Origin of the sequence: Burkholderia sp. MSMB1072 (genome assembly GCF_001524725.1) — a bacterium.
Taxonomy (GTDB): Bacteria; Pseudomonadota; Gammaproteobacteria; order Burkholderiales; family Burkholderiaceae; genus Burkholderia.
On record NZ_LOYC01000009.1, the window covers coordinates 612,621 to 625,765 of the forward strand.

At 67.3% G+C, this 13,145-nt stretch carries 14 protein-coding genes; 1 reads left to right on the forward strand and 13 read right to left on the reverse strand.

Annotated elements, in window-relative coordinates; all coding sequences use genetic code 11:
- Nucleotides 1-15: 15 nt before the first annotated feature.
- From WS89_RS04755 to WS89_RS04805, 11 genes are all read right to left on the reverse strand, one after another.
- Complete coding sequence (locus WS89_RS04755) at nucleotides 16-1,506, reverse strand: aldehyde dehydrogenase (RefSeq protein WP_059789662.1); 1,491 nt, start codon at nucleotides 1,504-1,506, stop codon at nucleotides 16-18.
- A gap of 72 nt (nucleotides 1,507-1,578) precedes the next feature.
- A complete protein-coding gene (locus WS89_RS04760; RefSeq protein WP_059789663.1) occupies nucleotides 1,579-2,406 on the reverse strand; it encodes an aspartate dehydrogenase in 828 nt (275 codons plus the stop codon).
- Nucleotides 2,399-4,066 carry a thiamine pyrophosphate-binding protein gene (locus WS89_RS04765; protein WP_059789664.1) on the reverse strand — a complete coding sequence of 556 codons (1,668 nt, stop codon included), beginning with the start codon at nucleotides 4,064-4,066 and terminating at the stop codon, nucleotides 2,399-2,401. Before WS89_RS04765 ends, WS89_RS04760 begins: the two co-directional genes overlap by 8 nt.
- The gene (locus WS89_RS04770; RefSeq protein ID WP_059789665.1) at nucleotides 4,059-4,856 is read right to left on the reverse strand and encodes an SDR family oxidoreductase; all 798 of its coding nucleotides are present in this window, start codon (nucleotides 4,854-4,856) and stop codon (nucleotides 4,059-4,061) included. Before WS89_RS04770 ends, WS89_RS04765 begins: the two co-directional genes overlap by 8 nt.
- Nucleotides 4,853-5,710, reverse strand: coding sequence for an IclR family transcriptional regulator (locus WS89_RS04775; RefSeq protein WP_059500231.1), 858 nt, complete (start codon nucleotides 5,708-5,710; stop codon nucleotides 4,853-4,855). The genes WS89_RS04770 and WS89_RS04775 overlap by 4 nt, the downstream gene beginning before the upstream one ends.
- Nucleotides 5,711-5,810: 100 nt before the next feature.
- Entirely contained in the window at nucleotides 5,811-6,707 is an 897-nt protein-coding gene (locus WS89_RS04780) for an alpha/beta fold hydrolase (RefSeq protein WP_059789666.1), read from the reverse strand.
- Between the two features lie 18 nt (nucleotides 6,708-6,725).
- The gene (locus WS89_RS04785) at nucleotides 6,726-7,253 is read right to left on the reverse strand and encodes a cupin domain-containing protein (protein ID WP_034204576.1); all 528 of its coding nucleotides are present in this window, start codon (nucleotides 7,251-7,253) and stop codon (nucleotides 6,726-6,728) included.
- Nucleotides 7,254-7,287: 34 nt separating this feature from the next.
- Complete coding sequence (locus WS89_RS04790) at nucleotides 7,288-8,058, reverse strand: SDR family oxidoreductase (protein WP_059789667.1); 771 nt, start codon at nucleotides 8,056-8,058, stop codon at nucleotides 7,288-7,290.
- The gene (locus tag WS89_RS04795; protein WP_059500228.1) at nucleotides 8,051-9,121 is read right to left on the reverse strand and encodes an aromatic ring-hydroxylating dioxygenase subunit alpha; all 1,071 of its coding nucleotides are present in this window, start codon (nucleotides 9,119-9,121) and stop codon (nucleotides 8,051-8,053) included. The genes WS89_RS04790 and WS89_RS04795 overlap by 8 nt, the downstream gene beginning before the upstream one ends.
- 54 nt (nucleotides 9,122-9,175) lie before the next feature.
- On the reverse strand, nucleotides 9,176-9,487 hold the full coding sequence (locus WS89_RS04800; protein ID WP_059500227.1) for a recombinase-like helix-turn-helix domain-containing protein: 312 nt from the start codon (nucleotides 9,485-9,487) through the stop codon (nucleotides 9,176-9,178).
- Nucleotide 9,488: 1 nt separating this feature from the next.
- On the reverse strand, nucleotides 9,489-9,806 hold the full coding sequence (locus WS89_RS04805) for a non-heme iron oxygenase ferredoxin subunit (RefSeq protein ID WP_006489883.1): 318 nt from the start codon (nucleotides 9,804-9,806) through the stop codon (nucleotides 9,489-9,491).
- A gap of 435 nt (nucleotides 9,807-10,241) precedes the next feature.
- On the opposite strand from WS89_RS04805, the gene WS89_RS04810 reads away from it, so the two are divergent.
- A complete protein-coding gene (locus WS89_RS04810) occupies nucleotides 10,242-11,321 on the forward strand; it encodes a porin (RefSeq protein ID WP_059789668.1) in 1,080 nt (359 codons plus the stop codon).
- A 123-nt stretch (nucleotides 11,322-11,444) separates the two neighbouring features.
- Here the strand turns inward: WS89_RS04810 and WS89_RS04815 are convergent, their stop codons facing one another.
- Both WS89_RS04815 and tecA read right to left on the reverse strand, forming a co-directional pair.
- A complete protein-coding gene (locus tag WS89_RS04815) occupies nucleotides 11,445-12,338 on the reverse strand; it encodes an IclR family transcriptional regulator (RefSeq protein ID WP_027780959.1) in 894 nt (297 codons plus the stop codon).
- Nucleotides 12,339-12,634: 296 nt separating this feature from the next.
- On the reverse strand, nucleotides 12,635-13,114 hold the full coding sequence (gene tecA / locus WS89_RS04820; protein ID WP_059500225.1) for a type 6 secretion system effector deamidase TecA: 480 nt from the start codon (nucleotides 13,112-13,114) through the stop codon (nucleotides 12,635-12,637).
- Nucleotides 13,115-13,145 lie beyond the last annotated feature (31 nt).

The following is a 13,145-nucleotide window of genomic DNA, read 5'->3' on the forward strand; positions in this document are numbered from 1 at the left end:
GTCATTCCCCTTCGCTCAGTTCGCCCACGGCAGCGGCGCGTCGTTCAAGCCCCAGTAGAGGCTCTTCTGCTGCATGTATTCGCGGATGCCGAGACGCCCCTTCTCGCGCCCCATCCCGCTCTCCTTCCAGCCCGAGAACGGCGTGGAGATCGAGAACAGCTTGTACGTGTTGATCCAGACGGTGCCCGTCTCCAGCGCGCGCGCGATGCGCCACGCGCGCTTGTAGTCGCGGGTCCAGATGCCCGCAGCCAGCCCGAACACGCTGTCGTTCGCCTGTGCGATCAACGACGCTTCGTCGTCGAACGGCATCGCGACCAGCACCGGCCCGAAGATTTCCTCCTGGCAGATGCGCGCGCTGTTCGGCAAGCCTTCGAGAATCGTCGGCTGATAGAAGAAGCCGTTCTCGCGCCCGTCGCCCGTCGGCCGCTCGCCGCCGCACAGCAGGCGGCCGCCTTCTTCCAGCCCGAGCGCCACGTAGCGTTCGACCGATTCGCGATGCTTCGCGGTGATCAGCGGGCCCATCTGCGTGTCGGGTCGCGTCGGGTCGCCCACGCGCAGCTTGCGTGCACCGGCCACCAGGCGCTTCATGAATTCGTCGTATATCGCGCGCTGCACGAACAGTCGCGAACCGGCGATGCACGCTTCGCCCGACGAGCTGAAGATGCCGTACAGCACGCCGTTGACCGCATGGTCGAGATCGGCGTCGTCGCATACGATCGTCGGCGACTTGCCGCCGAGTTCGAGCGACACGGGCATCAGCTTCTCGGCCGCGATGCGCGCGATACCGCGACCCACTTCGGTGCCGCCGGTAAACGACACCTTCTTCACGAGCGGATGACGCACGAGCACGTCGCCGATCACCGAGCCCTTGCCCGGCAGCACGCTCAGCACGCCCTTCGGCACGCCCGCTTCCTCGCAGATGCGCGCCAGCGCGAGCGAGACGAGCGGCGTAACCTCGGCCGGCTTGAGCACCACCGCGTTGCCGCCGGCCAGCGCCGGCGCGAGCTTCTGCGCGTCGGACGCAATCGGCGAATTCCACGGCGTGATCGCCGCGATCACGCCGATCGGCTCGTACACGCTCATCGTCAGGTAGTCGCCGCGCGACGGCGTCAGCTCCTCGTCGAGCGTTTCGAGGCAGGCCGCGAAATAGCGGAACGTGTTCGCGGCGCTGGCCACCAGCGCGCGCGTCTCGCCGATCGGCTTGCCGTTGTCGCGGCGCTGCAGGTTCGCGAGCGCCTCGTGGCGCTGCATGATGAGATCGGCGATGCGGTACAGCACCTGCGCGCGCTGGTGCGGCTTCAGCCCGGCCCAGTCGGCGCGGCGCCATGCGGCGTCGGCCGCCACGACGGCGTCGGCCGCGTCTTCCGCGTTCGCCGTCGATACTTCCATGTTCGGCGACTGGTCGGCCGGATAGATGCTCGTGTAAGGCGCACCGCGGCCGCGCCGCCACTCGCCGCCGATCAGGATGTCGCCGTCGGGTACGAGGCTCGTATCGAAAGGAGTCATGTCACAAGTCCCACAAATCTGTCTCTGCACATCCGCCCTCGCCGTGGCGCGGGCGGACGCTCGATGGTCCGGTCAGATCACGCAGCGGGCCGCGCGGTTGCGCAGCGCACGAATCGCGCTGTACGCCGTCAGCGCGGACGTCTTAGGGTTGTCGGGCAGCGGCTTGCCGCTCATTTCCAGCGACATCTCGCCGAATGCGCCGCGCGCGGTGATCCGGTGCACGTTGCGCGCGACCGCCGGATCGGCGATCAGGCGCACGTGCGTCGCGTCGAGGCCGAGGCCCGCGAGCGCGACCGTCGCCGCGACGTTCGCGTTCTTCGGGTACAGCCGCGCGGCGTCGCGCGCGGTGCCTTCGAAGATCACCTTTTCCTCGGTCATCGCGCGCAGATCGCACAGTTCCTCGGCCGGCGTGCCGAGCCAGCCGAGCGGCGGCTTACGGCCGACGTACAACACGTCGTCGAGTCCGCCCTGCTTCGCGGATGCCAGCGCGTCGATGCCGCCGATCGCGCCGGACAGCAGCGTCACCGTCGTGCCGCCTTCGTCTGCCGCTTGCGACAGCGCGTCGAGCAGCGCGAGATCGGACAGCGCGCCGATCGACGCGACCGCGCAATCGGTGCCGGCCTTCAGCAGCGGCACGACGTGGTCGACGAGCGCGCTGTGGCCCGCGCATTCGAGCGCGAACTCGGGGCGGCGGGCCAGCGCGTCGACCGACGACACGACCTCCACCGCGCCGCCGAGCGCGTCCTGCACCGCCGCGCGCTGGTGTTCCGGCACGATCACGTGCGCGACGCGCAGCGACGCATCGTGCTCGACCGCTTGGTACACGGCCGCGCCGATCGCGCCGAAGCCGATCATCGCGACGTCGACGGGGGCATGCGCCCGCTGTTGCCCGTTACGCATACTGGCGCTCCGTCGGCGCTTCCTTCTTCACCGGCGGGCCGGCGAATGCCGACGCGAACGAGCCGACCGACAGCATGTCGACCTCGACCATCACCGGCCCTTCCTTCGCGAGCCCTTCGCGCACGATCGCTTCGGCCTGGTCGAGCGACGTGATCCGGTAGTGCGTGAGGCCGAAGCTCGCGCAGAACTGCGCGAAATCGGGCTGGTGCAGTTGCACGAAGCAGCGGCGGCCGCCGTAGTGCGCGTCCTGGATGTTGCGGATCACGCCGTAGCACTGGTCGTTCATCAGCACGATCATCACGTTCGCGTTTTCCTGCACGGCCGTGACGAGCTCGCCGACGTTGACCATCAGGCCGCCGTCGCCGACGAGGCAGACCGTCTTCGCCGCCGCGCCCGCGAGCGCGGCGCCGATGCCCATCTGGATGCCCTGGCCGATGCCGCCGCCGAGCGCATGCACGCCCGAGCGCGGCTCGAAGATCTTCAGCAGGCGGTTGCCCCACGTGCTGTTCGAGATCGTCACGTCGCGCACCCAGTTGTAGTCGCGGCCGACGGCAGCCTGCAGCATGTCGACGAGCTTCTTGTACGGCCCGAGGCCCTTCGCCACGTCGGCCACTGCCGCCTCGCGGGCCGCCGCGAGATCGGCCGCGAATTGCGGGTCGACCGACAGGCGACCTTCGAGGCGATCGGCCAGCTCGGCCAGCACGCGCTTCGAATCGCCATGCACGAACAACGCGTTGCGATAGCCGCGGTTGTCGGCGAGCGCATCGGCATCGATGCGGAACAGCGGCTGCGGCAGCGCGAGCTTGTACTTCAGCGTTTCGTTGCCGCGCAGACGCGAGCCGACCACGACGAGTGCGTCGCAGGTCTTGTAGAACGCTTCGACCGACGCGTGCACGTTGAACGCGCCGAGCGTCGCCGGATGATCCTCGGGCAGCACGCCGCGCCCCTGCACGCTCGTCACGACGCCGAAGCCGAGCTTCACGAGGCGTTCGACTTCCGCACGTGCGTGACGCGCGCCGCCGCCGAGCCACAGCAGCGGGCGGCGCTTGGCCGCGAGGGCGTCGGCGAGCTTCGCGACGCGGGCTTCGTCATGCTCGCGCACCGCGACGTGCGCGGGTGCGAGATCTTCCGGCCATTCGATCTCGGCCGCCTGGATGTCGATCGGAATCTCGACGGACACGGGGCCCGTAGGCGCGGTCTGCGCGATGCGCACGGCTTCGCGGATCGTCGGCAGCACGGTTTCGACCGTGCGCACGCGGAACGCGGCCTTCGAGATCGAGTCGAGCATCGACAACTGGTCCGGCGCTTCGTGGATGTACGCGAGATCCTGGTCGAGGTACGGCGTCTCGATCTGCCCGGTCACGTGCAGCAGCGCGGTGCCGGCCGTCAGCGCCTCGACCATCGCGCCGGCCGCATTGCCCGCCGCCGTGCCCGTGCTCGTGAATGCGACGCCGAGGCCGCCCGACACGCGGGCCAGCCCGTCGGCCATGTTCAACGCCCCCGCTTCGCCGCGCGCACCGACATACCGGATGTTGCCGCGCGAGTGGATCGCGTCGAGGATCGGCATGTTGTGGATCGAGATGACACCGAATGCGGTCTTCACGCCGCACTGCTCGAGAAAGGCGGCAATCAGCTCGCCAACCGTGGTTTTTTCAGACATGGCGTGCAAAGCCTCCAGAAACGTCGATATGGCTGCCCGTCGTGTAGGACGACAGATGCGTTGCGAGATAAAAAAGTGCCCAGGCGGCCTCGTCGGGCTTGCCGAAGCGATTCAGCGGAATGTTCTTCTTGCGGGCGAGCGCGCCCGTCCAGTCCTCCCAGCTTTCGCCGGGCTGCGCCTGCGTGTCGTAGCGGCGGCGCCACTGCCCCGACTCGACGATGCCGATCAGGATCGAGTTCACGCGGATGCGCTGCGGCGCCAGCTCGGCTGCGAGCGACTTCACGAGGCTGAGCACGCCGGCACGCGCCGACGACGTCGCGACCATGTGCGGCTCCGGCTGCAACGCGAGCAGCGAATTCACGCAGGTGATCGTCGGCGCCTGCGCGTCGCGCAGCAGCGGCAGGAACGCGCGCGTCGGGCGGATGATGCTGAAGTACTTCAGTTCGAGTTCTTCGCGCCACGCGTCGTCGGTCGTGTCGGCGAAGGTCGATACGCGGCCCTGGCCGGCATTGTTGACGAGCATGTCGGCGCGGCCGAAACGCGCGGACACCGCTTGCGCGAATCCGGCCACGTCGGTTTCGTCGAGCACGTTGCAGCGCGTGGCCAGCAGTTGCGCATCGGCGTACTTGCCGCGCAGCATCGCCTCGGCGCGTGCGAGGCGGTCGCCGTCGCGGCCGCAAATCGCGACCGACGCGCCCGCCTGCAGGAACCGCTCGGCCGTCGCGAGGCCGATGCCGGACGAACCGCCCGTCACCACCGCCACCTTCCCGGTCAGATCGATCTGAATCATCGGAGTCCTAAAGCCTTGAGAAACGTGTGCTCGTCATCCGAGCGGTAATTGAGCCGACGCGACAATTCCGCCGCCGCGCGCTGCACCTTGTCGATCAGCCCGTCGGCGATCAGCGCCGCGTCGATCTCCGGACGCGGCACCGTCACCGTGATGCACGCGACGATCCGCTGCGTCTCGTTGCGCACCGGCGCCGTGACGACCGAGATCCCGCGCTCGAACGACGAATTGCTGACGCCGTAGCCGCGCAGCGCATCCTCGCGGATCACTTCGTACAATGCATCGACCGTTTCCGGCGTCGCGCTCGTCATCCGGCTCAGCGCGCCTTCCGGATACAGCGCACGCAGCTCCTTCAGCGACAGGTCGCCCATCAGCACGTGGCCATGCGTCGTCGCATGCGCGGGCAGCCGCGTGCCGACGTTCACGCGGATCGAGCTGAACACCGGCGACTGGCTCTGCGCCTTCGCGACGAACACCACGTCGCGGCCGTCGCGGATCACGATGTGCGTCGTGAAGCCGGTCGCATCGCGCAGGCTCTCGATCACCGGCAGGCCGAGATCGGTCAGCTCCAGCGAGCTCAGATATTCGAAGCCGAGCCGCAGCACGGCGACGCCGAGCCTGTAGTTGCGATCCTTGTCCGCGCGTTCGAGAAAGCCGAGCGATTCGAGCGTCTGCAGCAGACGGAACACCGTCGTGCGCGGAATGCCGAGCCGCTTCGACAACTCGGGCGCGCCGAGCACCGGCTCGCGCGGCGAGAATTCGGCGAGAATGCGCAGCCCGCGCTCGAGGCCCGGCACCACGTAGCTGGCTTCGGCCTTCGCGTTTTCGGATGCGTTTCGTTGCAGCGGTTCGCTCATGATGCCTCCCGCCGGGCCGCCCCAAGCTTAGATGGACATGCTCTCTGGGGATGGGGGGGTTGCGCCCCCCCAAGCGAACGAATGTGAGCGTGGGGGCAATTCATACCAGCCCCCGTTGCGTATCGCACTGACGGCAGAACGTATCGATCAGCGCCGAATAGGCGGCCGGCGCCTCCACATAACCCGCATGCCCGGCCTGCGGAATCAGCTGCAGCCCGACGTGCGCGGCCGCGGCGATCCGCTCGCACGCGGCGGACGGCGTGATCGCGTCGTTCGCGCCGACGGCCACGGCCGTGCGGCCGCGGAAGCCGGCGAGATCGGCCGCGAGATCGGCGTTCGCGAGCAGATGCGTGGCCTGCGCATAGCCGGCCGGCACGATGCGCGCCATGTTCCAGCGCACCCATGCCCGTGCCTCCTCGTTCGCGAAACCGGACAGCATGTTGCCGCTGCGCTGCTCGGCGAGCCCGGCCGGGCCGAGTTCCGCAAGCATCGCGAGCCGCGCGTCGCGGCGCGATTCGCGCGTTTCGGCCGGTGCGCTGCCGTAACCGCCCGCGGGCGAGATCAGCAGCAGGCCGGCAATGCGCGCGGGCATCACGCGGGCCAACCCGCCCGCGACGATCGCGCCGAGCGAATGACCGACCAGCACGCAGCGTTCGATGCCGAGTGCCTCGAGCCACGCGTTCAGCGATGCCGCGTAATCGGCGGCGGCCGGCGACGCGCCGTGCACGGGCGTCGACACGCCGTAACCGGGCGCATCCCACGCAAGCACGCGTCGTGACGCGCCGAGCGTGTCGAGCTGGCGGACCCACGACGCGGCGCCCGAGCCGATCCCGTGCAGCAGCACGACGGGCAGCGCGCGGCCCGCATGCTGCGCGCCGGCCTCGCGGTAGCCGATCGTGCCCGCCGCGCCGGCTGCGCAACGCTGTTCGGGAAACTGCCCGAGCAGCGCGGCGAACGCCGCGGTGCGGTCGCGTTCACGTTTGTCGATGACACTCATTGCTTCACCCACTCCGTCTCAACGCTTGATCTTCGCGAGCGGCGAATCGGGCGGATACGTCGGCGTGATCGGCTTCGGCGAACCGAGCATCACGCACATCAGCGCATCTTCCTCGCCGATGTTGATTTCCGTGCGATACACGCCCGGCGGCACCGAGATCAGGTCGCGCTCGCCGAGGATCGCTTCCCACGTCTCGCCGTCACGCTCGCAGATCACCTTCATCTTGCCGCGCAGCACGAAGAAGATTTCCTCGACGTCGACATGGATGTGGCTCGGCCCGATGTTGCCGGCCGGGATGACCATCGTCGAGAACGTGAAGTTGCCGGCCGGCACCGTGTTGACGTCCTTCGCGACGCCCGTGCCGCCCGTGCCGACATAGCGCATCTGCGCACGGCGGTACTTCGGGTCGTAGTCGGCCTGGAACTTCAGTGCGTCCCAGTCGTAGCGTCGCGTCGCGTAGCGCGCGACGCGCCCTTCCATCCAGTCGTTGAAGCTTGCGCCTTCCGGCTGGTCCCACGACTTGCGTTCGAGATCGGCGTCCGCCATCGTCCTCTCCTTCATTCCGAGTGAAAACTTCGATTCAATTCATTACGAAGCCGCCGTTCACCGGCAGCAGTTGCCCCGTCACGAAGCGCGCGCCGTCCGACAGCAGGAACAGCACGGGGCCCGTCACGTCGTCGGGCACCTGCGCACGTGCGAGCGCGCGGCCCTGCAGGTAGAACGCGTGGCGTTCCGCCGGCACGTACGCGGTCGCCTCGACTTCGGTCAGCCCCGGCGCGATCGCGTTGACCGTCACGCCGTGCGCGCCGAACTCGCGTGCCTGCGCGTGCGTCATCGCGATCACCGCGCCCTTGCTGGCGACGTACGCGAGCAGCTTCGGCGCCCCCCACAACGCGGTGTCCGACGCCAGGTTCACGATCGCGCCGCGCCCCGACTGCGCAAGGTGTGGCAACGCCGCATTGCTGACGAGCCACACGCCGCGCACGTTCACGTTCATCACGGCGTCCCACGTCGACACGTCCAGCTCCGTCGAGAGCTTGCCGCCCGAGTTCGTGATCGCCGCGTTGTTGATCAGCGCGTCGATACCGCCGAGCGCCGCCGCGCCCTGCGCGACGAAGGCGTCGATGCTGGCCGGGTCGGCGAGATCGAGCGCGAAGAAATGCGCGGTGTGGCCGGCCTGTGCGAGCTGCGCGGCCAGCGCGCGGCCCTCTTCCGCCAGCACGTCGCCGAACGCGACCTGCGCGCCCGCTTCGACCAGCGCCTTCACGAACGCGGCGCCGAGACCGCGCGCGCCGCCCGTGACGAGCACGCGCCGACCGGGCAGCGCCACGACCGGAGCGAACTCAGCCATTCGCCGGCTCCGAAGCGGCGTGTGCCGCGCGATGCGCGTCGAGCGCGGACAGATGCTCCTGCGCCCGCTGGCGCAGCATCCGGCGCACGCGCGTGATGCCGACGTCGTGCTGATACAGGTATTCGTGATCGCGCGCATGCGGCGCGAGGCTTTCGAGAACGTAGCGATCCTGTTCGAGCACGTCCCAGTGCAAGCCTTCGAGACGGTTGCGGTACATGAAACGCCACACGTCGCGCTGCCAGCCGCTGACCTTGCGGGTACGCCAGAAATAGACCTGGCAGTGGTCGCCGTCGACCGGCGTCGCGAAGCCGATGATCCCGAAGTTGCCGCCGGGGCCGAACTTCTGCTTGTACGGAATCGCGAGGCGCATCCACAGGCAGCCGGTTTCGCCGAGCTCGACCCAGTCGAAGTTCACGTCGCGCTGGCCGATCTTCTCGAACATCAGGCCCGTATCCGTCTTGCGCACGCGCATGTCGGCCTGCTTGTCGCCTTCGGCCATCGAGTGCGACGTCGCGTGCAGGTACGCGCCGTGCATCGGGTCCATTACGTTGTCGATCGCGTACTGGTAATTGCACTTCCAGTTCGACACGCACAGGAAATGGCCGTACTCGTCGGCCACGAGCTCTTCCGGCAGGTTCAGCGGCGCCGGCTCGCCGTGCGCTTCGTCGCCGAACCACAGGAAGATCGCGCCGGCCTTCTCCTCGACCGGATACGACTTCACGCACTTCGTGCCTTCGAGCGGACAGTTCGACACGGCCGGCACGCGGTTGACCGTGCCGCCGCCGTCGACTTCGATGCCGTGATACCAGCATGCGATGTTGCCGCCGAGGTTCCAGCCGAGCGACAGACGCGCGCCGCGGTGCGGGCAGCGATCTTCCAGCGCATGGACTTTTCCTTCGTGATCGCGCCACAGCACGATCTGCTCGGACAGGCGCGTGAGGCCGACGGGTGCGTTCGACACCTGCCAGCTCGGCGCGACGGGATACCAGTAGTTCTTGATGCCGCGGTCGAGGTAGTCGCGGACCGGGTCGCGTTGGGCTTCGTATTGTGCGGGGGACGTCATCGATGTGCTCCGGATGCGGTTGTCGTCGGGTCGGCGGTCACGCAGCGCGCGCGCTCATTCCGCCAGCGAGGCCATTTCGGCGCGGAAGCGCTCCGCGGTCCACGCAGTGCCGTCCGGCGCGCGGAAGCCGATGCGGTTCAGGCCCGCGACGACATCGTCCAGCTCGGTCGCGCCGCTCTCGAACACGCGTTCGAGCGCATCGCCGAGGTCGTTCTCGTACTGGGTCGGTTCGGCCTTGCGGTTCTGCCAGACCTGGTTCTCGACCTGGCCGGGAATCTCGATCTGCCCCTTGCCCGCGACGTTGTTCGGCTGCGGCGCCAGCCACGGCTTCAGGAAGGGATTGAAGTTGACGGTCGCTTCTTTCATGTCATTCCACCTTGATCTGGATTTCCTCGCCGGCAAGACGCACCGCGTACTGCTTCAGCGCACGTCCGCCCGGCCCCTTCAGGCATTCGCCCGTCTTGATGTCGAACACCGCCTCGTGCAGCGGGCATTCGACCGTGCCTTCGTCGACGAACCCCTGCGTCAGCAGCGCGTACGCATGCGGGCATACGTTCTCGAGCGCATACACGTCGTCGCCGACGCGGTAGATCCCGATTTCCACACCGTCGGTCCGCTTGAACTCGATCGGCGTGTCTTCCGACAGCGCGCCGGCGTGACCGGCGCAAATCCATTGCTCAGACATCTCGCACCCTTCCTTCTGATCGACTCTCGATTTGTTCCATATCAGGAACAACAGTTTATGGATGGTGATTATAGGAGCGACCTTTCGCGAGTAAAACAAAAAGCTGCATGTCCTAGGGAAAACACCGACCGGCGGGTCGACGATCGCCACGGCCTATCTCGTCAAATGTGATTTTTTGTTTGGTTGCGGGGATTTAGGTCCGTTTTTCCGGATTCTCGAACCCATGTTGCAGATCAGCGCCCACCCGATCCGGCCCGATAAATTTATTTTTGACCACCCGTCGGACACCTCTATACTTCATTCCACTAGAGGTACATTGTTCCTTATATGGAACATGAAAATGCCCGCTCGGCGATGAACATGCGCGACGGCCGGCCGTCCCTGCGCAGCCCCGTCACAACACGTTTTCATCAGGTTGGAGAGTCAGGAGACAAAATGGTCAAGCATGCGGTAGCAGCGGCAGTCATCGGAATGGGCGCCGCGTCGGGCGCGTGGGCGCAGAGCAGCGTGGTGCTGTACGGCAGCCTGGATGCGGGTGTCGCGTACGTGAACAACGTCGGCGGCCACGCAAAGTGGGCGATGATCCAGGGCAATACGCAGCCCGATCGCTGGGGCCTGAAAGGCAAGGAAGATCTCGGCGGCGGGCTGTCGGCGATCTTCCAGCTGGAGAACGGCTTCTATACGAACAACGGCCAGTTCGCGACCGCGAACACGATCTGGAACCGCGCGGCGTTCGTCGGCCTCAGCGCCGAGCGCTACGGCACGCTGACGCTCGGCCGCCAGACGCCGCTGGCGTTCGACTATCTCGATCCGCTCAGCACCGCGTACCTCGCGATGAGCTGGTACGCGTTCCACCCGGGCAACATCGACGGGCTCGCCGCGACCGGCAACGTGCCGTACAACAACGCGATCAAGTACCGTTCGCCGAGCTTCGCGGGCTTCTCGGCCGCGGCGACGCTCGCGCTCGGCAACACGACGAACTTCTCGACCGGCAAATCGATCGGCGTCGCGCTGAACTATGCGAACGGGCCGTTCAAGGCGTCGGCCGTCTACTCGAACGAGCACGATCGCTCGATCCTGATCGGCCAGACGGGCATCGCGTCGTTCCAGGGGCAGAACACCGCGAACGGCTACCTCGCGAACAAGGTCGAGAACATCGGCGCGGGCGCGTCGTACCAGATCGGCGACTTCCTCGTGCACGGCCTCTACACGCGCGTGAAGATGCAGTCGAACGGGTTTTCCGACACGTTCCAGAGCTACGACGCGGGCGTGAACTACCGCAGCAGCGCGTTCAACACGATCGCGGGCGGCGCGGCGACCACGACGCTGGCCGGCCGCCGCTGGACTCAGGTCGAACTCGGCGACATCTACGCGTTGTCGAAGCGCACGCAGTTGTATGCGAACGTGCTTTACGAACACGGTTCGGGTGGCGCAAAAGCCGCGTTCTTCACGGCCGGCGCGTCGAGCACCGCGAACCAGGTGATCGTGCTGACCGGCATCCACCACTCGTTCTGAGCGACGGCGGACGCGCTTGCCCGATGCCGGAAACGAAAAGAGCAGCCCGCGGGCTGCTCTTTTCTCGTTGGCGACGGGTTGCCGGCGATCGGCGCAGCCGCGCGATGCGGCGCGTTCGGTGGATCAGAACATCGCGACCTTGTGGCGCGCATGCGCGAACGTCGGGTCGCTTTCGAGCGGTCGATAGTTCAGCCGTTGCGACAGATCGACCGCCGCGCCGCACACGGCTTCGACGAGCCGCTCCTTCTCGCCGGCGTCGCCGATCTCCGAGCGCGGCACCGTCGCGGTGATCGCCGCGACGATGGAACCCGAGTGATCGCGCACGGGCGCGGTCACGGCCGAAATGCCGCTCTCGAACGCCGCCTCGCTGACCGCGTAGCCGAGCCGTGCGTAATGACGCACGCGTTCGTACAGTTCGTCCACGGTGCCGGGCGTGCGCTCGGTGAACTGTTCGAGTTTCTTCTCCGGATAGAGCTGCCGCAACGCGTCGCGCGTCAGGTCGCCCATCAGCACGTGGCCGTGCACGGTCGCATGCGCGGGCAGGCGCGTGCCGACGTGCACCTTCACCGAACCGAACATCGACGCATTGCTCTGCGCCTTCGCGACGAACACCACGTCACGCTGGTCGCGGATCAGCAGGTGCGTCGACAGGCCGGTGGAATCGCGCAGCCGTTCGAGCACGGGCGCACCGAGATCGGTCAGTTCGAGCGAATTCAGGTATTCGAAGCCGAGCCGCAGCACGCCGACGCCGAGCCGGAAATAACGATCGCCGTTCACGCGTTCGAGAAAACCGAGCGCTTCGAGCGTCTGCAGCAGGCGGAACGTGGTCGTGCGCGGAATGCCGATACGCTTCGACAGCTCGGGCGCGCCGAGCACCGGCTCGCGCGCGGAGAATTCGGCGAGGATACGCAGCCCACGTTCGAGGCCGGGCACCAGATACGACGACGCGCCGCCGGACGGCTCGTCGTCGCCGGGCGCTGCCGGATCGGGTGCATCGCTCATCGTTGTCTTGACCATGTGGACATGGACGGAAGGAAGTCGGTCACGAAACAGGTCATGGATCGTCGTGGATATTCAGTCATGCTACCTCAGTGCGCGCGTGGCTCACACGGTGCGCGGCGCCGCGAGGCGGCATGCGCGCCCACGCCGCCATGACGCGTCATTCAAGGTCGAGAGGATAGCAGCGTTGGACGGCGCGACGCCATGCGGATATCGCCGAACGGCGGCAAAGCGGCCGCGCGGCGCCGGCGCGCGGCCGCCAACGGGTAATGGCGGAAACGGCGGAAACGGCGTGAAATTCGAAGCCGGACAGCCTACAGGCGCGACAGATAAACGCGAATGGTCGTGCGATCGTACGTAAAGCCGCCGGCCGGATCCGGCTGCAGCACCCGTGCCAGATCGACCGGATGCAGCCATCCGGCGCCCAGCAGGCCGCCGTTGATCCCGCGGATCCGGGTGCCGCCCACGGCGATCGCGGCGTGAAAGACATTGGCGCCGCGGGCGAAGCCGATCGCTGTGCCCGCCGGAATGCTCGCGCGCCCGTCCCATTGATCGCCGGTCTCGAAGTTGAAGCGCGTCCTCCACTGCTGACCGTTCGTGTCGAGCAGCGCACCGGGCGCGATCATCGCGTCGGCGCGCAGCAGATACCGGACATACGCCGCAGCGTCGTAGCAAACGCCGCCGGACACGTACTCGTCGATGTTCGCCATCCCGAACATCAGCGCTTGCGCGTGTTTTTGCCGCTCGGCGATGCCGGATTGGGCGACATGCCCGCCTAACTGGGTCAGTTGCACGGATAGCTCCTCTCAGGAAAGCGGGGCATCA

Bases quoted from the DNA above. Each gene is read 5' to 3' on its own strand.
- WS89_RS04780 (WP_059789666.1), bottom strand. From the start codon at position 6,707: ATGAGTGTCATCGACAAACGTGAACGCGACCGCACCGCGGCGTTCGCC.
- WS89_RS04805 (WP_006489883.1), bottom strand. From the start codon at position 9,806: ATGTCTGAGCAATGGATTTGCGCCGGTCACGCCGGCGCGCTGTCGGAA.
- WS89_RS04765 (WP_059789664.1), bottom strand. From the start codon at position 4,066: ATGTCTGAAAAAACCACGGTTGGCGAGCTGATTGCCGCCTTTCTCGAG.
- WS89_RS04795 (WP_059500228.1), bottom strand. From the start codon at position 9,121: ATGACGTCCCCCGCACAATACGAAGCCCAACGCGACCCGGTCCGCGAC.
- WS89_RS04790 (WP_059789667.1), bottom strand. From the start codon at position 8,058: ATGGCTGAGTTCGCTCCGGTCGTGGCGCTGCCCGGTCGGCGCGTGCTC.
- WS89_RS04760 (WP_059789663.1), bottom strand. From the start codon at position 2,406: ATGCGTAACGGGCAACAGCGGGCGCATGCCCCCGTCGACGTCGCGATG.
- WS89_RS04755 (WP_059789662.1), bottom strand. From the start codon at position 1,506: ATGACTCCTTTCGATACGAGCCTCGTACCCGACGGCGACATCCTGATC.
- WS89_RS04800 (WP_059500227.1), bottom strand. From the start codon at position 9,487: ATGAAAGAAGCGACCGTCAACTTCAATCCCTTCCTGAAGCCGTGGCTG.
- WS89_RS04770 (WP_059789665.1), bottom strand. From the start codon at position 4,856: ATGATTCAGATCGATCTGACCGGGAAGGTGGCGGTGGTGACGGGCGGT.
- WS89_RS04785 (WP_034204576.1), bottom strand. From the start codon at position 7,253: ATGGCGGACGCCGATCTCGAACGCAAGTCGTGGGACCAGCCGGAAGGC.
- WS89_RS04810 (WP_059789668.1), top strand. From the start codon at position 10,242: ATGGTCAAGCATGCGGTAGCAGCGGCAGTCATCGGAATGGGCGCCGCG.
- WS89_RS04815 (WP_027780959.1), bottom strand. From the start codon at position 12,338: ATGGTCAAGACAACGATGAGCGATGCACCCGATCCGGCAGCGCCCGGC.
- WS89_RS04775 (WP_059500231.1), bottom strand. From the start codon at position 5,710: ATGAGCGAACCGCTGCAACGAAACGCATCCGAAAACGCGAAGGCCGAA.